Source organism: Cylindrospermum stagnale PCC 7417, from assembly GCF_000317535.1.
Taxonomy (GTDB): Bacteria; Cyanobacteriota; Cyanobacteriia; order Cyanobacteriales; family Nostocaceae; genus Cylindrospermum; species Cylindrospermum stagnale.
Genome location: NC_019757.1, coordinates 3,543,314 through 3,560,664, shown reverse-complemented (window position 1 = coordinate 3,560,664; position 17,351 = coordinate 3,543,314). Strand labels below are relative to the sequence as shown.

Annotated in this window: 15 protein-coding genes; 9 read left to right on the top strand and 6 right to left on the bottom strand. The window is 42.1% G+C overall.

The window, feature by feature from the left end; all coding sequences use genetic code 11:
* Nucleotides 1-447: 447 nt before the first annotated feature.
* Nucleotides 448-2,733: an amylo-alpha-1,6-glucosidase gene (locus tag CYLST_RS14745; RefSeq protein WP_015208521.1), complete on the top strand. Its 2,286-nt coding sequence runs from the start codon at nt 448-450 to the stop codon at nt 2,731-2,733.
* A gap of 109 nt (nt 2,734-2,842) precedes the next feature.
* Here the strand turns inward: CYLST_RS14745 and CYLST_RS14740 are convergent, their stop codons facing one another.
* The 3 genes from CYLST_RS14740 to CYLST_RS14730 all read right to left on the bottom strand — a co-directional run bounded on the left by CYLST_RS14740 (nt 2,843) and on the right by CYLST_RS14730 (nt 5,207).
* Nucleotides 2,843-3,418: a PEP-CTERM sorting domain-containing protein gene (locus CYLST_RS14740; RefSeq protein WP_157162586.1), complete on the bottom strand. Its 576-nt coding sequence runs from the start codon at nt 3,416-3,418 to the stop codon at nt 2,843-2,845.
* A gap of 870 nt (nt 3,419-4,288) precedes the next feature.
* Nucleotides 4,289-4,618, bottom strand: a complete 330-nt coding sequence (locus CYLST_RS14735) for a DUF2973 domain-containing protein (protein ID WP_015208519.1) — start codon at nt 4,616-4,618, stop codon at nt 4,289-4,291.
* A gap of 271 nt (nt 4,619-4,889) precedes the next feature.
* Nucleotides 4,890-5,207: a DUF2605 domain-containing protein gene (locus CYLST_RS14730; protein ID WP_015208518.1), complete on the bottom strand. Its 318-nt coding sequence runs from the start codon at nt 5,205-5,207 to the stop codon at nt 4,890-4,892.
* 400 nt (nt 5,208-5,607) lie between these two features.
* Between CYLST_RS14730 and thrS the strand changes: the two genes are divergently transcribed.
* Nucleotides 5,608-7,452: a threonine--tRNA ligase gene (gene thrS / locus CYLST_RS14725; RefSeq protein ID WP_015208517.1), complete on the top strand. Its 1,845-nt coding sequence runs from the start codon at nt 5,608-5,610 to the stop codon at nt 7,450-7,452.
* A gap of 216 nt (nt 7,453-7,668) precedes the next feature.
* Nucleotides 7,669-9,357 carry an NAD(P)H-quinone oxidoreductase subunit 4 gene (locus tag CYLST_RS14720; RefSeq protein ID WP_015208516.1) on the top strand — a complete coding sequence of 563 codons (1,689 nt, stop codon included), beginning with the start codon at nt 7,669-7,671 and terminating at the stop codon, nt 9,355-9,357.
* Between the two features lie 118 nt (nt 9,358-9,475).
* Here CYLST_RS14720 and CYLST_RS14715 read toward each other — a convergent pair whose 3' ends face one another.
* Both CYLST_RS14715 and CYLST_RS14710 read right to left on the bottom strand, forming a co-directional pair.
* The gene (locus CYLST_RS14715; RefSeq protein WP_015208515.1) at nt 9,476-9,715 is read right to left on the bottom strand and encodes a hypothetical protein; all 240 of its coding nucleotides are present in this window, start codon (nt 9,713-9,715) and stop codon (nt 9,476-9,478) included.
* Nucleotides 9,716-9,774: 59 nt separating this feature from the next.
* Nucleotides 9,775-10,143 (bottom strand): hypothetical protein, encoded by a 369-nt coding sequence (locus tag CYLST_RS14710; protein WP_041233113.1) that lies wholly within the window; start codon nt 10,141-10,143, stop codon nt 9,775-9,777.
* Between the two features lie 229 nt (nt 10,144-10,372).
* On the opposite strand from CYLST_RS14710, the gene thrB reads away from it, so the two are divergent.
* The 3 genes from thrB to CYLST_RS14695 all read left to right on the top strand — a co-directional run bounded on the left by thrB (nt 10,373) and on the right by CYLST_RS14695 (nt 13,691).
* Nucleotides 10,373-11,296 (top strand): homoserine kinase, encoded by a 924-nt coding sequence (thrB, locus tag CYLST_RS14705; protein ID WP_015208514.1) that lies wholly within the window; start codon nt 10,373-10,375, stop codon nt 11,294-11,296.
* A 9-nt stretch (nt 11,297-11,305) separates the two neighbouring features.
* Complete coding sequence (locus tag CYLST_RS14700; RefSeq protein WP_015208513.1) at nt 11,306-11,815, top strand: hypothetical protein; 510 nt, start codon at nt 11,306-11,308, stop codon at nt 11,813-11,815.
* Nucleotides 11,816-12,077: 262 nt separating this feature from the next.
* Nucleotides 12,078-13,691, top strand: coding sequence for an NAD(P)H-quinone oxidoreductase subunit 4 (locus CYLST_RS14695; RefSeq protein WP_015208512.1), 1,614 nt, complete (start codon nt 12,078-12,080; stop codon nt 13,689-13,691).
* Nucleotides 13,692-13,906: 215 nt separating this feature from the next.
* On the opposite strand, the gene CYLST_RS14690 is transcribed toward CYLST_RS14695, so the two are convergent.
* Nucleotides 13,907-14,326, bottom strand: a complete 420-nt coding sequence (locus CYLST_RS14690; RefSeq protein ID WP_015208510.1) for a 2TM domain-containing protein — start codon at nt 14,324-14,326, stop codon at nt 13,907-13,909.
* A gap of 544 nt (nt 14,327-14,870) precedes the next feature.
* On the opposite strand from CYLST_RS14690, the gene CYLST_RS14685 reads away from it, so the two are divergent.
* From CYLST_RS14685 to CYLST_RS14675, 3 genes are all read left to right on the top strand, one after another.
* Nucleotides 14,871-16,052 (top strand): GmrSD restriction endonuclease domain-containing protein, encoded by a 1,182-nt coding sequence (locus tag CYLST_RS14685; protein ID WP_015208509.1) that lies wholly within the window; start codon nt 14,871-14,873, stop codon nt 16,050-16,052.
* 10 nt (nt 16,053-16,062) lie between these two features.
* Entirely contained in the window at nt 16,063-16,623 is a 561-nt protein-coding gene (locus CYLST_RS14680) for a HEPN domain-containing protein (RefSeq protein WP_015208508.1), read from the top strand.
* A gap of 346 nt (nt 16,624-16,969) precedes the next feature.
* Entirely contained in the window at nt 16,970-17,239 is a 270-nt protein-coding gene (locus CYLST_RS14675; protein WP_015208506.1) for a hypothetical protein, read from the top strand.
* Nucleotides 17,240-17,351: the final 112 nt, after the last annotated feature.

The window sequence follows — 17,351 nt, the reverse complement described above, 5'->3', positions numbered from 1 at the left end:
CCAGTCTATAATTTGTTTCCGTCTAAATCAAGCCCATCAAGGTTTGTGAATCAAGCTGAATCAGATTGGTGTGAAGAACTTCTGCTGCCGAAGCGAGAAAGTGGAATAAGCTGAGTATTCCCTATGTCTAATCTCTCTGAATGTTCAGCAAGCATTAAATCAGCTAAAAATACCCAATTTCCAGCCTTGACTTCAGATATAAAAAATATACATTAAGAAGGATTTGTCGATATCAGTTTGATGCCTGCCTTGATAAAACCAGTGTGTGAGGATTATTTTGGCGTTAATGGCTCAAATGATTTTTCGAGAACGTCTTTTTACTGAAGTTCTGATGTCTCCCACAAGCCGCCCTCGAGGCGACTAGGATAGAGACTGAACCTCGGACTAATCTTTTATTTACCCGAATACGATCGCGCAAATCTAGCCCTGTACACGGAACTTTGCCCCATGACACCGGATACACTAATCACACCGGAAAAGATTTTCTTGGACGGAAAAACTTTTATTCCCGCAGAACAGTTACCTATCCCGGAATGGCCTTGTGTTGTCAGTGAAAGACAACAGCCAACTCTCACGGTTAAAGATGATGATTTATTTTTGGTGACAGACACGATGGGGAACATTTCCGGTTGTTCCCTGAATGATGGCAGCCCCAGTATGGGACTATTTTGCTGTGATACTCGGTTTCTCAGCCGTCTGGAGTTGCAGATTGATGGGCGATCGCCGGTTCTCCTCAGCAGTACCGCTGAAAAAGGGTTTTCCCTCTCAGTTTTGTGTACTAATCCCAGAGTTGAAGAGCGTCTGAAAGCTGATAGTGTGGGGATTCGCCGGGAACTTGTACTCAATGGGGCACTTTTTGAAGAATTAGAAGTGTCTAACTTCAGTACGACAACCGTTAGTTTTGAACTCAGCCTCAGCTTTGATGCAGATTATGTTGATTTATTTGAAGTTCGGGGCTTTGGCAGAGAAAAACGGGGGAAAATCTTACGCCTATTGGAATCCACCCATGAGGATGTTCCATCTACTGTCGTCGATGGCGCTAAACTCTCCGAGGTTCAATCTTCTAGAGAAGAATCCCTAACACTGGCTTATCAAGGTTTAGATGGCTTGGTGATGGAATCCCGGATCCAATTCCAGTATCGCCAACCAGACTATTTCAAGGGTTATACAGCAGTTTGGCAGTTAGAGTTGGCTTCTCACGAAACCCAAAAGCTGGGTTACCGGGTGAATATGCTGACAAACAACAAGTCAAGTTCTACTGTGAATGCAGCTGTCACCTTAGTACAGGCAAAAGCTGCTGAGTTGATGGAAGAGCAACACTGGGTACAACAAATTACACGCATTAGCTCAGATAAAAGCATTTTCAATCGCGTGGTTGAACGAGCTGAACAAGATATGTATTTGTTGCGCCAGTCTTTTGGTAAACATAAGACTGTTTCGGCTGGGGTACCTTGGTTCTCGACTCTGTTTGGGCGAGATTCCCTGATTACAGCTTCCCAAACCTTGATGTTAAATCCGCAAATTGCTAAAGAAACTCTGACTTTACTGGCGGCATTTCAAGGAAAAGCTGAGGATGAGTGGCGCGAAGAGGAACCGGGCAAGATTTTGCATGAGTTGCGGTTGGGGGAAATGGCTCGTTGTCAGGAAATTCCCCATACACCTTACTACGGTACAGTCGATGCCACTCCCCTGTGGTTGATGTTGTATGCTGAATACTACGCTTGGACGAATGATAAAGAAACCATAGAGCAACTTTGGCCCAATGCCCTAGCAGCAATGGAGTGGATTGATCACCACACCAAAGAAACTGGTTATCTAAGTTACTACCGTAAATCTAAACGCGGTCTAACAAACCAAGGCTGGAAAGACTCTGGTGACTGTATTGTAGACTCGAAAGGCAACCTCGCCCACGGTTCAATTGCCCTTTGTGAAGTGCAAGCTTATGTCTATGCGGCAAAAACTCGCCTTGCAGAAATTGCCAGAATGAGGAAGCGTCTTGATCTGGTAGAACGCTGGCAAGAAGAAGCTAGAGAACTGAAGGTTCGTTTTAATAAAGATTTTTGGATAGAAGACCAAGACTTCTGCGCCCTAGCTTTAGATGGCGAGGGCAATCAAGCAGATAGTATTACTTCTAATCCCGGCCATTGTCTGCATTTGGGCATTTTTACGCCTGAAAAAGCCTACAGTGTGGCAGAACGGTTACGGGCGCCAGATATGTTTAATGGGTGGGGGATTCGCACCTTGAGCAGTTTGTCACCTGCTTACAATCCGATGGGATATCACATTGGTTCAGTTTGGCCCCATGATAACTCTCTGATTGCGATTGGATTGCGATCGCTTGGTTTGATCGATCAAGCCCTGGAACTTTTCCAAGGTTTATTCGATATGACTAATCAGCAGCCCTATCAACGTCCTCCGGAACTCTTTTGTGGTTACGAATTGAACGGTGATAACGCCCCTGTGCATTATCCTGTTGCCTGTACCCCTCAAGCTTGGGCTACTGGTAGTATCTTTCAACTGCTGCAAATGGTCGTCAACTTGGTGCCTGACGCTCAAAATAACTGCTTGCGAATTATCGATCCTGCTTTGCCAGAGTCGATTAATCGCCTGTCATTACACAATTTGCGAGTTGGCCCCACCATCCTAGATCTAGAATTCGAGCGTTCTGGCAGCACTACGGCTTGTCGAGTCATTAAAAAACGCGGCAATCTCCGCGTAGTTATCGAAGCCTAACCGGCAATAGGTGACAGAGGGAGGAATGGGGATATTGAGAACTTAATCCCCATTCTTTTTCCTGCACTGTTTCATTCCCTAAAAGACTTATAGTTTCAAGACTTTTCTTTTAGGCTTGTACTAGTCTTTTGCGTTTTAACCCAGTGCTGAAGGCGAATGCGCCTAAGCCTCCTAGTCCTAGCAAGGCAGAAGGTTCAGGAATATCCACCTTAGGCTTATCTGCAGTGAGTTGGAAAGTAGTACTCTGACCACTTTTGGAGAGATTAAGAGCTAGAGTTCCTTTAGTAACTGTGTTGTCCGGCTCGATAAAGTCGGCATCTAGGAAATCAATGATCTGGAATTGAAAGTTTGTACTTAGAGGATTATTAGGTAACCGACTGAAAGCGGGGCTTGCTTTAAGCAGATTAACTTTCACTGTGGTTGAGTCGCTTAGCGTAATCTTTAAGAAGTCAACAACATCGTTAACAAGGTTGTACTGGTTTGTAGCGCCTACACGCTTAAGAGTAAATGGCGTTGGTCCAACCACAGCCGTAGCGCCTGCAAATTGACCAGTAAAATCACCTGGGCTGATAGCGCCAGGCGAGAATGTGAATATGGGATCGCTCGTAGTACCGCTTACTGTAGCGTTTCCAGACAGACCCAGAGACCCGTATAAAGTCCCCGCTTGAGCAGGAGCAGCTGCCATGCTGACACCCGCCAGAAGACTAAGGGCGGAAACTCCCGCAGCAAGTTTGTTAGTGAATGTACGAGTTTTGGTGATGGTTTTCATTTTTGACGTTGTGTAATGAGGGTAAATTTGTCTTTGATACTAGAGTGATCAAGAGCAACATAGTTCTGAATGTATACATTTGTGTTCAGAATTTCAGTCTTTCTCTTGCACAAACTAAACTGATTTTTGTTGCTGGTATAATTATCCAAGAATACCTGTTTCTATTAATACAGAGAATTTTAAAATAAGCAAGTCCGAGAGAACTACTTCATCAAAAGTTTATTTTTAGCCCTAGCGTCATATTCCCTGGACTTATTCTTGTCTGGCAGGATCTCACGTTTGCCAGGTATTAGAAATCGCGGCTACATAAATATGTGTAGCTGCTGCGAAACCTAGTCAACAGGACTGTAGATATCTTTACAAGAGGTTTATAAAAGTGAGACGCTGTCCGATACATCTACGCGGCAGTTTACCGAACATTGCCCGCCAAAGTAACGATAGCGCTCTCTGTTTTTGGTTAAGATACTGATGTGGTAGCTTTTTTGTAACCAAGTATTCAAATCAAAACCCTGCTCAAGCACTTCACCAAAAATAGAATAAGCTGGCTTCAGCAGGTAGATACCTTAGTTTATTAACTTGTTTGAGCTTTTACACAGAGATTATAAAATTTGAGTCTGTCAGGAATCAAATTTAATCAGCGTCTATTGAGTTGTGAGGCGACTTAATCGCTCCTGTAAGCGTTACATTGAATACCAAAAAACATTTAGGCGGGGTAAATCCTGTAATTAGCTTTCATCCCCGGCTTAAGAGCAGGGGGTTGTCAGCATTTGCTCGATAAATTATGAGTTACCCTTCTTCGTGATTTTCGATTTTTTTTCCTGGAGAAGCTTCATAAAGAGCATCTAACTGTTGGCGGGCATCTTCCACGTTAATCGAACGCATCACCAACAATGGTTCTTTAATTAAATTACCTGCGCTATCTAATAGCTCTGGATGGGGTATAAACTGTTTTTTTGCTCCATAGTAGCCAAAATTGCCTTGATTGCCTATTGACGAAGCTTTCGTAGGATAAGTCCGCTCACGATCAAAACTAAACATGACCAGATTGCGAATTAAGTTAGCAACAGCTATAAATGCAAGAATAGTAAAAGCAAGAATGTAAAGTAGGTGTAACATCGGATTTTCCTCCAGGGGCAGCAAGTTTTAAAATCTTATTTTGTAGCGCTTCTCTTCTGTGATCTCGTAGTTCACAGCTAAGGCAAGTATTTTATGCACTCTCTGTGCGCCTATTTATATGGGGCGATTTGTTAACCTTTATTTAAATTAACGTAGCATGGGATACATTATTTTGTGAATAAAAATAATGTTAAGGATTTTTTGCTATCTGTTCGACTTTAATATTCATCTTGCTGTTGCCTAGCAGTCTGCCACAGATAGATCGGATAGATCAGACTTCTCGCGCTTCACGGGAGCGCCTTGCCACATTCCAGCATTCTGTTACCAATTGATGCCAAGGCTTTAAAGTTGCTATATCAATACCGACTTGTTCTCCAGTTGCTGCAAACAGCACCTTTGCTGTGGTGAGTTCTGCCTGTGCTTGGTTAATCCGCATGAGCAAGTCAGTTTGCTCTTGGTCACTCATAAATGAGAGTTGCTCGGTTTCCAGCATTTGGCGCGATCGCGAAAACCAATATTGAAAATCCTCTAACAGCGGTTCTAACACTGTTTTCAGCAACTCAGTCCCTGGTAAATTAGAGTCTCGCATAAATTGAGATGATACTTCAAACTTTCTTACTAAAGATTAACATTATTCAATATTCTTAACAATTTTCTCAGATAGATCTATTCAGTTAGTCATCAAAACAATTTGTAGCATAAGCTACAGTTTTTATTATATAGGCTGGCTAAAGGTTTGTACAGTTACCTTTGGGGGTGTGTCTCTAAATCCAAAGGCATAGATCAGATCAGATAGCAATCAAAAACTATAAATTAATCCTAGGAATACACAGTGTGAAGAACTCCTGGGCGCTGCTTCTTTGGGCAACTGCGTTTGAACTTGGGCCGCTATTATAGGAGAATCCACTGGTGGCGGCGGCGTCATCATCAAGTGGACTATTGCCTCATAGGGTAAATTTTTCAGAACTTCATTTGAAATCACTTCGCCAATGGTTCAGCAGCCAATGTCGCCTAATCAAGCTCCCAATCAATCAGAACAACCAGAAAAAATTTACTTACCGCGTACCAGCGAATCGGAGAAGTTAAAAAAAATTCGCCACACAGCTTCTCATGTGATGGCGATGGCAGTACAAAAGCTGTTTCCCAAGGCGCAAGTTACAATTGGCCCCTGGATTGAAAACGGATTTTACTATGACTTTGATAGTCCAGAACCATTTAGCGACAAGGATCTAAAAGCCATCCAGAAAGAGATGGTGAAGATTATCAACCGCAAACTGCCAGTATTACGGGAAGAAGTCAGCCGAGAAGAAGCTGAACGCCGGATTCAGGAAATTAAAGAACCTTATAAGTTAGAAATCCTGGCTGATATTAAATCTGAACCAATCACAATTTACCACTTGGGTAATGAATGGTGGGATTTGTGCGCCGGGCCTCATCTGGAAAACACCAGCGAAATTAACGCCAAAGCAATTGAATTAGAAAGCGTTGCGGGTGCTTATTGGCGTGGGGATGAAACCAAGGCGCAATTACAACGCATCTACGCTACCGCTTGGGAAACTCCAGAACAACTAGTTGAATACAAGCGGCGTAAAGAAGAAGCGCTACGGCGAGATCACCGTAAACTTGGTAAGGAACTGGGATTATTTATTTTTTCTGACCAAGTGGGGCCGGGTTTACCTTTGTGGACGCCCAAAGGCACTTTGTTAAGAAGTACTTTAGAAGATTTCCTCAAGCAGGAGCAAGTTAAACGCGGTTATTTGCCTGTGGTAACGCCCCATATTTCCAGAGTGGATTTATTTAAAACCTCTGGACATTGGCAGAAATATAAAGAAGATATGTTTCCCTTAATGGCGGAGGATGAGGAAGCAGCAGTTTTAGAACAGGGTTTTGTTCTCAAGCCGATGAATTGCCCTTTCCACATCCAAATATATAAGAGCGAATTGCGTTCTTATCGGGAACTACCAATGCGCTTGGCAGAATTTGGCACTGTTTACCGCTATGAACAATCAGGGGAATTGGGCGGTTTAACAAGGGTGCGCGGTTTTACGGTGGATGATTCTCACTTATTTGTGACTCCAGAACAACTAGACAGCGAATTCCTCAGTGTTGTAGATTTGATTTTGTCAGTGTTCAATAGTTTGCAACTGAAGAACTTTAAAGCTAGACTCAGTTTCCGCGATCCTGCTAGTGATAAATACATCGGTTCCGATGAAGTTTGGGATAAAGCCGAAGGTGCGATTCGCCGCGCTGTGGAAAAGTTGGGAATGGAATATTTTGAGGGGATTGGGGAAGCAGCGTTTTATGGACCTAAGTTAGATTTTATCTTCAGTGATGCGCTAGAGCGAGAATGGCAGTTGGGAACGGTGCAGGTAGATTACAATTTGCCTGAACGTTTTGATTTAGAATATGTTGCTGAAGATGGTTCCCGCAAACGTCCGGTAATGATTCACCGTGCGCCGTTTGGTTCGCTGGAACGATTGATTGGGATTTTGATTGAAGAGTATGCGGGTGATTTCCCCTTGTGGTTGGCACCGGTGCAATTTAGATTGCTGCCGGTGGGTGAAGCACAGCTAGATTTTACTAAGGATGTGGCGGCGAAGTTTAGAGCTTCGGGAATTCGTGCGGAAGTTGACAGCAGTGGCGATCGCTTGGGTAAACTAATTCGCAATGGGGAAAAAGACAAAATACCTGTGATGGCTGTGGTGGGAGCCAAGGAAGTGGAAAGCAACAGCTTGAGTATCCGCACCCGCGCTTCCGGGGAGTTGGGCGCTATAGCTGTGGATGAGGTGTTGGAGAAGATGAAAGTGGCGATCGCTAACTTCGACAACTTCTAGCAAACGATAGCCTGGGTAATTCCCACTAGCGGTAGGCTTAATCTCACCTATCGCCCTTTAATATACACCCTACATCCCTTGCTGTTGGTGGCAAGGGGGATTTTTTTTCAACGCAGAGGCATACATAGGGTATAGCTGGAATAAAGATTCTAAAGAAATTGTTACAAACTTTAGTAGAATGACATCATTCACAGATAAGTATTTTTTCTTATATACATGACAGCGGATCAATTTCCCTGGCTTACCGCGATTGTCTTGCTACCACTCGTTGCTTCCCTACTCATCCCTGTGCTGCCCGATAAAGATGGCAAGCTTGTACGTTGGTATGCACTCGGTGTAGGGATCGCAGACTTTGCCTTAATGTGCTATGCCTTTTGGAAACATTACGATGCCAGCAGTGATAGTTTTCAACTCGTTGAGAATTATACCTGGATGCCTCAGTTAGGACTAAACTGGGCAGTATCAGTTGATGGACTTTCAGCCCCCCTTGTGCTTCTAGCGGGATTTGTCACCACACTCTCGATTTTTTCAGCATGGCAAGTTGATCGCCGTCCCCGTCTCTTCTATTTCCTGATGCTGGTGCTGTATTCCGCACAGGTAGGGGTATTTGTCGCCCAAGACTTGCTGCTATTTTTCATAATGTGGGAAGTGGAACTAATTCCCGTATACCTACTTATTTGCATTTGGGGCGGGAAAAACCGTCGCTACGCAGCTACAAAATTCTTACTTTATACCGCGGCAGCTTCTATATTTATATTGGTAGCAGCGCTGGCAATGGGGCTATACGGCGGCGGTGATGTGACCTTTGATATAGCTGCCCTCGCCATGAAGGAATATCCCCTTGGTCTACAACTGCTGCTTTATGCAGGATTGCTGATTGCCTTTGGTGTCAAGCTGGCTATTTTTCCCCTTCATACTTGGTTACCCGACGCCCACGGCGAGGCATCATCTCCAGTATCAATGATACTAGCTGGTGTGCTGCTGAAGATGGGTGGATACGGGCTGATTCGCCTCAATCTTGAACTTCTTTCTGATGCACATATTTACTTTGCACCAGTTATAGCTATTCTAGGTGTTGTCAACATTATCTATGGTGCATTAAACTCCTTTGCTCAGACGAATATGAAGCGGCGTTTGGCTTATTCGTCAATTTCTCATATGGGGTTTGTGTTGCTGGGTATTGCGTCTTTCACAGATTTGGGAATCAACGGCGCGATGTTGCAGATGCTATCGCATGGTTTAATCGCATCGGTGCTCTTCTTCTTGGCAGGTGTCACCTACGATCGCTCCCGGACAATGGTAATGGCAGACATGGGCGGTATTGGTCAAGCAATGCCTAAAGTATTTGCCCTATTTACAATCAGTGCGATGGCGTCCTTAGCTCTCCCTGGTATGAGTGGTTTTGTCGGTGAACTCTCGGTTTTTGTCGGTTTGACAACCAGCGATGTCTATAGTTCAACCTTCTGCACTGTGACAGTTTTCCTCGCCGCTGTGGGAGTCATCCTCACACCAATCTATCTACTTTCGATGTTGCGACAGGTGTTTTACGGTTCTGGCGCAGCACTAATCTGCGACATTAACAATGTAGCCTCGGAAAATCTGGAAGATGAGGGAACAGCTTGTTTTGGTACAGACTGTCTCTTGCCAACTGAAACAGTTTATAGTGATGCTCGACCCCGTGAAGTCTTTATTGCTGCCTGTTTTCTTGTTTTGATTATTGGCATCGGTTTCTACCCCAAGGTGGCTATGCAGATGTACGATGTGAAAACTGTGGCGATAAATGCTCAGGTTCGTCAATCTTATACTGTAGTCGCCCAATCCAATCCCCGCATCTATGCTGAGGGATTCTTGGCTCCTAAAGTTCAAAAGGCTGAGGTAGCGCCTGTTTTAGGAACTTTGAAGTAAGCCTGATTTGGCGGAAAATTGCGATCGCTAAGTTTGAGAATTTCTAGCTATCTTCCTGAGAAAGAATAGAGCATTGATAATCTAGCCTCATAAATAGACTATCAATGCCAAACTCTTCTCAAGATGCCCAGCACGTTTTTTCAGGAAACCATCCTTTTTTCCAGTGTTGCCGAATTTTGACAGATGCGCCTTGGAAAAATGCCTGCGGGTTTTGAGCAGGTGTTTCTTGAAGTTCCTTAACTTCACCACTAGATTTATCTAGCCACAAAGATCCTAAATGATCTTCGTTTGGTCCGAAGCGATAAGTAACGCTGGTTTCATCCTCCCTGTCTTTTAAAATCAATACATAAAAAGCCATAAAACATCATCTGGTCTGTAAGTGTTGGATACTTCAGTTTTAACTCATTTGATCTCTAGTTATGTTAGAGGTGGACTCCATACGCGGCCAGAGCGTTCAGTTGCCTCATGAGCAGTACGGTAGTTAGTATGGAATATAGCCTCAAACCGAGACTCAAAGTATTCATGTTCAAGTAGTCGCAAATCTTCAGAGTTAAAATTACCTTGCTGTAACCTAATCCAAGCATCTGCTATCTCTGGATGAGGGTCAAAGAAATCAACTCTATCATCTAGCAAGTGCTGACGGTAGAAAAGGTGGTCTTTAATTCGTTTAATAGGAAACTCTCTCCAACCCGTGCTTCTGGAAATTTCTGCTACATCATCAGCATTCCGACGAATAGCATCATACGCTTCAGGAGCATATTGCTCCCAACGTTGCAAATATTTCATTTTAAAAATTTTTAATAAAAATTAGCTATATGCATTCATGATATCATAGGTTTACCAGTACTTCAGGCAATAAAATTTAAAATAATTATTAAGAATAATAGCTGGCGAATTGGGTGCTATACCTGTAGATGACTTATTGGAAAAGATGAAACAAGCAATGCCTGCGGCAGACTGCGCTAACGCACCCTTTCCATGAGATGCTGGTTGATCGATTGGTGAGTATTTGCAAATGTCTCTGGTTTCTACTGTCATTGTTACAGTTCCCGCAACCACCGCTAATTTAGGGCCTGGTTTTGATTGCATTGGTGCAGCTTTAGGACTATACAACGAGTTTAAGTTTACTCGCCTCGATGAAGGTGGGTTAATTATTCATGTCACAGGTGCGGAAGCTGAACGGGTGCAAACTGATGAAAGTAATATGCTGTATCAGGCGTTTGTCAGGTTATATCAATATATAGAGCAGACACCGCCACCTGTAAAAATAGAGATTCAGATGGGTGTACCTCTGGCGAGAGGGTTGGGTAGTTCAGCGACTGCTATTGTCGGGGGGTTGGTTGCTGCAAATCAACTGGCGGGTGTACCTTTGTCTGAGTTGCAGGTGATGGAATTAGCGATCGCCATCGAAGGACATCCTGATAATGTAGTACCAGCCCTAATTGGCGGATGTCGTCTCGCAGCCACCAGCAGCGCAGGTTGGGAAATTTGCGATCTTCCTTGGCATGAAAATATTACCCCAGTAGTCGCCATTCCTGATTTTGAGCTTTCCACCTCAGAAGCACGGCGAGTTTTACCCACAGAATACAGTCGTGCAGATGCAATTTTCAATACTGCCCATTTGGGATTATTGTTGCGCGGCTTGGAAACTGGTAAAGGAGAATGGTTAAGCGCAGCTTTACAAGATAAGTTGCATCAGCCTTATCGCAAAGCGTTGATTCCTGGTTACGATACTGTGAATGCAGCTGCTGTCGCTGCTGGTGCTTATGGCATGGTGATTAGTGGTGCGGGGCCAACGCTATTAGCAATGGTTGATAAGTTGCACGCCAAAGCAGTTGAAACAGCGATGGCAGATGCTTGGAAGCAACAGGGAATTACCTCAATTGTGCGATCGCTTCCTCTCGATACCCAAGGCGCAACTATCTCTCAGCAAGGATAAACAGCAATCATGGAGCAAATTCAGGCAGAAATAGCGGCGCTGCACTCGCAAATTCAAGCTCTCCAGCAAGAACGCACTGCCCTCAATATTAATCATGTCAAATCTGGAGATCATAATTCACCCCTCGCCATAGTTGAGGCTTACCGCCGCCATGCTCGAGAAAATCCCCAATTGTCTACCGAACTCCAAGGCATAGATAATGCGATCGCCGCCCTAGAATTTGAGCTAAATCACAAACAAGCTGAATTAGCCCGTTGGAAAATTGAGTCCAGACGAATTTCCCAAGAACAGGAGCTAGAGGAAGCAAAAAGAATAGCTCAACTTCACGCCGAGCGGATTAATCAACTAGCGGCGGATCTTACAGCCGAAATCCGCCTGCTGAAAGCTTGCGCCGATCATCTTAGTCCAATATATTGGCAGATTTACTACAAGCCTTTCATCACCGGCTTTAAGACAATCTCCGTTCCCTACGTCCGCTCAGATGGGGAAGTTTGGACAATTGTCAACCGTATTGTTTAATTAGACGCAAGTCAACGTAACATTCAGTAACTATTCACACTATAAACGCGGAATTATAACTGATAACGGTGGCATGAGTCGCCGTTCTTTTATTGACGTTGCAAAAATTTACTTCTAGAATGGACGGCAGGAGAAAATAATAAGTATTTCTTACTATTTAGCCCCTAAATAGGAATTCCCAAAAGAAAAAACATTTACAAAAGTAAGAATTCCTTAATATAATGTAATTAAAAGCGAAACCGAAAAACGATTGTCAGCAGTGATGAATGCTATTCAAGTTCCTTGGTTAACAACCATAATTCTTTTCCCCCTAGTGGCAGCCCTAGCCGTTCCCTTAATCCCCGATAAAGAGGGAAAAACTGTCCGCTGGTACACACTGGGAGTAGCTTTTGCAGACTTTGCACTCATGATTTATGCCTTTTGGCATAACTACGATTTCCAAAACTCAGCACTCCAATTTGTCGAAAACTACCCTTGGGTACCGCAGTTAGGAATGCATTGGGCTGTAGGGGTTGATGGTTTGTCGATGCCCCTAGTGCTACTAACAGGCTTAATCAACACACTCGCAGTATTCGCGGCTTGGAAAGTTACCAACAAGCCGCGATTATTTTTTGGGTTGATGCTGGTGATGTACAGCGCCCAGTTAGGCGTATTTCTCGCCCAAGATTTACTGTTGTTCTTCTTAATGTGGGAAATCGAATTAGTCCCGGTTTACCTGCTAATTTCCATCTGGGGAGGACAAAACCGCCGCTATGCAGCTACCAAATTCATTATTTACACCGCCGCTGCATCTATATTTATCTTGGTAGCTGGCTTTGCAATGGCATTCTCCGGCGATACTGTCACCTTCAACATGAAAGCCTTGGGAATGAAAGAATATTCCAAAGCCTTTGAACTGTTAGTTTATGCAGGATTCTTAATTGCCTTCGGCGTCAAACTGCCAATTTTCCCTCTACACACATGGTTACCTGACGCCCACGGTGAAGCATCTGCCCCCGGTTCCATGATTTTGGCAGGTGTATTGCTGAAAATGGGTGGTTATGCCCTCATCCGCTTCAACGTCGAAATGTTGCCCAACGCCCATGTCACTTTTGCCCCAGTCTTAGCAATTTTGGGTGTAGTGAATATAGTCTACGGTGCTTGCTGCGCCTTTGCCCAAACCAACCTCAAACGCCGCTTGGCTTACTCTTCAATTGCCCACATGGGGTTTGTGTTGATTGGGATTGCCTCCTACACAGAAATCGGCATCAGCGGCGCAGTCCTACAAATGGTTTCCCACGGTTTGATTGCTGCTAGCTTATTCTTCCTCTCTGGTGTCACCTACGAACGCACCCACACCTTGATGATGGATAAAATGGGCGGCATGGCTAAAGTAATGCCCAGAACCTTCGCCCTCTTTACAATTGGTTCAATGGCTTCTCTCGCCTTACCAGGCATGAGTGGCTTTGTCGGAGAGTTGATGGTATTCCTCGGAATCGCCAGCAGTGATGTTTACAGTTCCAGCTTCAAAATTGTAGTTATCTTCCTGTCAGCAGTTGGCGTAATTCTCACACCGATTTATCTCCTCTCGATGTTGCGTCAAGTCTTCTACGGTAACCAAAGCGAAGAGTTACATTTAGATGCAGCCATCTCTGATGTTAAGCCCCGCGAATTGTTTATCACCGCTTGTTTGTTGCTTCCCATCATCGGTATTGGCTTCTATCCCAAATTAGCAACGCAGACTTATGATGTAAAAACAGTAGAACTAGCAGCCCATGCCCGTCAAGTTCTCTCAGTTGTTGCTCACCAAGAACCAACAAGCCTCTACTCCCGTGTTTCTACAGCACCAACCTTAGCTTCTTCCCAGGTTGATAGTTTAGTTAAAATTTCAGAGTAAATAAACTTCCCAATAAGGGTATCGCACGTAAATTCTAAATATGAGGGGAATATAGGGGTGGTTTCTTAACCATCCCTAAAATTTTTTTAGTTATTTTTCGGTAACATCATGTCCCACACCATCAAAAGTGCCTTTAAACTCCCCTCCTCGCTTGCGGGGAGGGGCTAGGGGTGGGGTTCCGGGTTTTCTGGGTAATGACACCAACATAATATAATTTATTTTTTTGGCAGTCCCTTACACCATTCTTGAAAATCATGTTCATATGATTCCCCTGTAGTCTTATAAGCCTTCATCCAATGTAAGAACAAACCTAATCCCCAAGCCAAGAGTGGAAAAATTGCCCAGAAATACGAAGGACTTGTGAACAGATTTAACAAAATCAAAAACCCATTTACCCCAATAAAAGAAACCACGTGTGATTTTAACTCCCTCCGTCGCTGGGCGTTAAACATCTGCCGCTTTTTCGCTTCTACTTCCTGTATCAACCATTCTTGTTCAGCAGCTTGCAGCGATGCAGCCGAAACACCCAGTTCTGAGGCTATCTCTATAATCTGTTCCCGTGAAACCTCTCCCTGCTGCTTACGAGCAAAAGCAATTTGAAGAATCCGTTGCATTTCATCTGAATTGTAAGTCATATAAATACCTATGATGGTGAAAAAATAGCCTGGAGAATTAAGTTTGTTTTGAAACTTTAGCTACACAATCATTAAAAATAGATTTGCCTGTTGTTACGAACTGCTTAGAAACACATTTTATATCTGAAAAAATAACTCATGAAGTAATTGAGAACACAAATCTAGATTTATTAAAAAGAAGATACCCGATTTATTAAATAAATCGGGTATCTGAAGCTTTTCTATTTTAATAAATCTGTATATTTAGCAACACTAAAAGTAAACTGAATTTTTGTGCATAGGTAAAACGTTATTACATGGGTTCGTTCTGGATTTAAGTCAGGTTTAGTAGGTGCTGTAGTTTAGAATTAATTCTCAATTCAAGAAGTAGAGACAAATTTTCTGTCCATATACGACAATTACCAAATTTAAAACAACTAAAGCTGAAGCTTCTTAATCAAGTTTAACATATTTTTAATGATTATTTATTTCTTGAATATCTTATATGAGAGTATAATATAGTGCTAAGGCACCACTGTTTCATAGTAAAAACCACAGTATCATTATGGATAGTAACTACTCTTTTGATGAAGAACAAAGTAGGTTTGATGATTATGCTGACGAAGAGGACGATTTTCAAATTGATGAATATGATTTAACTTCTACACCAAATGATTTCAATGTAATAACAATTTACAATTTTATGGAATCCGGTGCCGTTAAAATACCAGGCTTTCAAAGGAATTATGTTTGGGATATAAACAGAGCATCTAAGTTGATTGAATCAATAATTTTAGGGTTGCCAATCCCACAAATTTTTCTCTACGAAGAATCAAGAAATAAATTCTTGATTATTGACGGACAACAACGTCTAATGTCTATATACTATTTTATGAAACGTAGGTTTCCTCTTAAAGATAAACGTGTTGAGCTAAGAAGAATATTTGAAATAAATAGTTGTATTCCTGATGAAATATTAAACAACGATAAGTACTTTAGCAATTTTGACCTAAGCCTTCCACAAAAACTACCAGAACAGCCCAACAAATTTAAGGGACTTAATTACTTTACTTTAGGTGACTATAAAACACAGTTTGAACTTAGACCAATTCGGAATGTAATAGTTAAACAGAACTCCCCTAAAGATGATGACTCTTCCATATATGAAATATTTAATCGTTTGAATTCGGGTGGTGTTAATTTAACCCCACAAGAGATCAGAGCTAGTTTATATCATTCTCCTTTTTACGAAATGCTGAATCGTATAAATATGGAGAGGGGATGGCGAAATCTATTACAAATGGATGAGCCAGATATTCATATGAAAGATGTTGAGCTTTTACTTCGAGCTTTTGCCATGCTTATTGATGAAGAAGAATATGCCCCTTCGCTACCAAAATTTCTAAATAGGTTTTCCAAAAAAAGTAGAAAAAACAGTCAAGAGCTAAATAACTATCTTGAGAACTTGTTTAAAACTTTTCTGAAGCAATGTGAGTATTTAGAACAAGATCCATTTATTGGAAACCGTAACAAACGATTTCATATAGCACTTTTTGAGGCTGTATTTACCGCAGTATGTAAGCCAATTTTTCTCCAGCGTCAGTTGCTAGATTCTCCTCTGGAGATTAGTAAAATCAGGCAGATAGAGAACGATACAAAATTTGTTAAAGCTTCTTCAGAAGGAACAACCAAGAAATCAAATGTAGAAATTCGTTTGCAACGAGCTAAAGAAATTTTAGGTGTTTAAGGGTAGAAAAGTGCAAGAAGAAACGTGCGTTGATAGACTCTATAAAGAGTTTAAAACTTTAATAGAATACATTGATCAGGGAAATGAAATATCGCTCCGAAATACAGTAGATGAAAATTTCAGGAAAGCTTTACTTTTGGCAGCAGCAAGTTATTTTGAACATCGTATAACCAATGATGTTCTTGAATACATAGGGGAAATATCAAATAAAAACGAGCTTTTAGTTTCATTTGTCAAGAATAAGGCTATCAGCAGGCAGTATCATAGCTATTTTGATTGGAAAGGTACAAATGCAAATACTTTTTTTAATCTATTTGGCAGCATATTTTCAAGTTTTATCAAACAAGAGGTGAAAAATAGTGAAGCACTTAACTCTTCCATTAAGGCATTTCTTGAAATAGGACTTGAAAGGAATCGATTAGTTCATCAAGATTATGGTACATTTTCACTAGAAAAAACGTCTGATGAGATATATCAACTATACAGGGATGCATTAGTATTTGTGAATATTTTACCCAATAAGCTTCGCCAATGCTTACAAAAAAATGAAGCAGAAATAAATCAGAACTGAGAAAAAGTATAGCCCATAAAAAAAGCGGGCTGACCGCTATTACTTGGTTAAATCGTTAAATTTTGTAACATGAAATAATAAAACTTCATAAGTTAGGTAGAGCAACAACACAAACCGACTTAAAATTTCTTTTCTTCTTCTCTTCCCTTCTTCATTCGCGATCTTTTCGCCTTCTCGGTTCATTAATTGTTTTAACTTGTCATCTCACTAATCAACAAGCGATCGCTATTCCATGATCTATACTGAAGGTGCGATCGGCTTGAGGAACGGTAACCAAGATGAATACAACACCTTCTAAAAGCGAAAGAGATGAGATGTTATTTCCATAGTCCCTCCAGTACCCCTCATGACTACTATTAAGGAACAACTAATTGCGGCCATGGAAAACACTCCAGAACCGATTCTGGAACAAACCCTCGACTATCTCGAATATCTCAAAACTAAAATAAATGCTTCTGCTATTAAATCAAGCAGTGTTCCTGTAAAAGATGGAGAACCGATATTACGTGGCTCTAAAGCTAAAGATTTGCTAAAATTTGCTGGAACTTGGCAAGGTGACGACTTCGAGAAATGTCTTCAGCTTGTTTACGATACCCGTTCCGAAGCTGAATTCTGATGTATCTTCTAGACACTAATCACTGTAGTCGTATCATCTTTGGGATTAATCGTAACTTGTCATCTCACTAATCAACAAGCGATCGCTATTCCATGATCTATACTGAAGGTGC

Excerpts from the sequence above, each read along its gene's own strand:
- CYLST_RS14745 (WP_015208521.1), top strand. The coding sequence starts at position 448 with ATGACACCGGATACACTAATCACACCGGAAAAGATTTTCTTGGACGGA.
- CYLST_RS14690 (WP_015208510.1), bottom strand. The coding sequence starts at position 14,326 with ATGACTTACAATTCAGATGAAATGCAACGGATTCTTCAAATTGCTTTT.
- CYLST_RS14710 (WP_041233113.1), bottom strand. The coding sequence starts at position 10,143 with ATGAAATATTTGCAACGTTGGGAGCAATATGCTCCTGAAGCGTATGAT.
- CYLST_RS14715 (WP_015208515.1), bottom strand. The coding sequence starts at position 9,715 with ATGGCTTTTTATGTATTGATTTTAAAAGACAGGGAGGATGAAACCAGC.
- CYLST_RS14685 (WP_015208509.1), top strand. The coding sequence starts at position 14,871 with ATGGATAGTAACTACTCTTTTGATGAAGAACAAAGTAGGTTTGATGAT.
- CYLST_RS14735 (WP_015208519.1), bottom strand. The coding sequence starts at position 4,618 with ATGTTACACCTACTTTACATTCTTGCTTTTACTATTCTTGCATTTATA.
- CYLST_RS14740 (WP_157162586.1), bottom strand. The coding sequence starts at position 3,418 with ATGGCAGCTGCTCCTGCTCAAGCGGGGACTTTATACGGGTCTCTGGGT.
- CYLST_RS14720 (WP_015208516.1), top strand. The coding sequence starts at position 7,669 with ATGACAGCGGATCAATTTCCCTGGCTTACCGCGATTGTCTTGCTACCA.
- CYLST_RS14695 (WP_015208512.1), top strand. The coding sequence starts at position 12,078 with ATGAATGCTATTCAAGTTCCTTGGTTAACAACCATAATTCTTTTCCCC.
- CYLST_RS14730 (WP_015208518.1), bottom strand. The coding sequence starts at position 5,207 with ATGCGAGACTCTAATTTACCAGGGACTGAGTTGCTGAAAACAGTGTTA.
- thrB (WP_015208514.1), top strand. The coding sequence starts at position 10,373 with ATGTCTCTGGTTTCTACTGTCATTGTTACAGTTCCCGCAACCACCGCT.
- CYLST_RS14675 (WP_015208506.1), top strand. The coding sequence starts at position 16,970 with ATGACTACTATTAAGGAACAACTAATTGCGGCCATGGAAAACACTCCA.
- CYLST_RS14700 (WP_015208513.1), top strand. The coding sequence starts at position 11,306 with ATGGAGCAAATTCAGGCAGAAATAGCGGCGCTGCACTCGCAAATTCAA.
- thrS (WP_015208517.1), top strand. The coding sequence starts at position 5,608 with ATGGTTCAGCAGCCAATGTCGCCTAATCAAGCTCCCAATCAATCAGAA.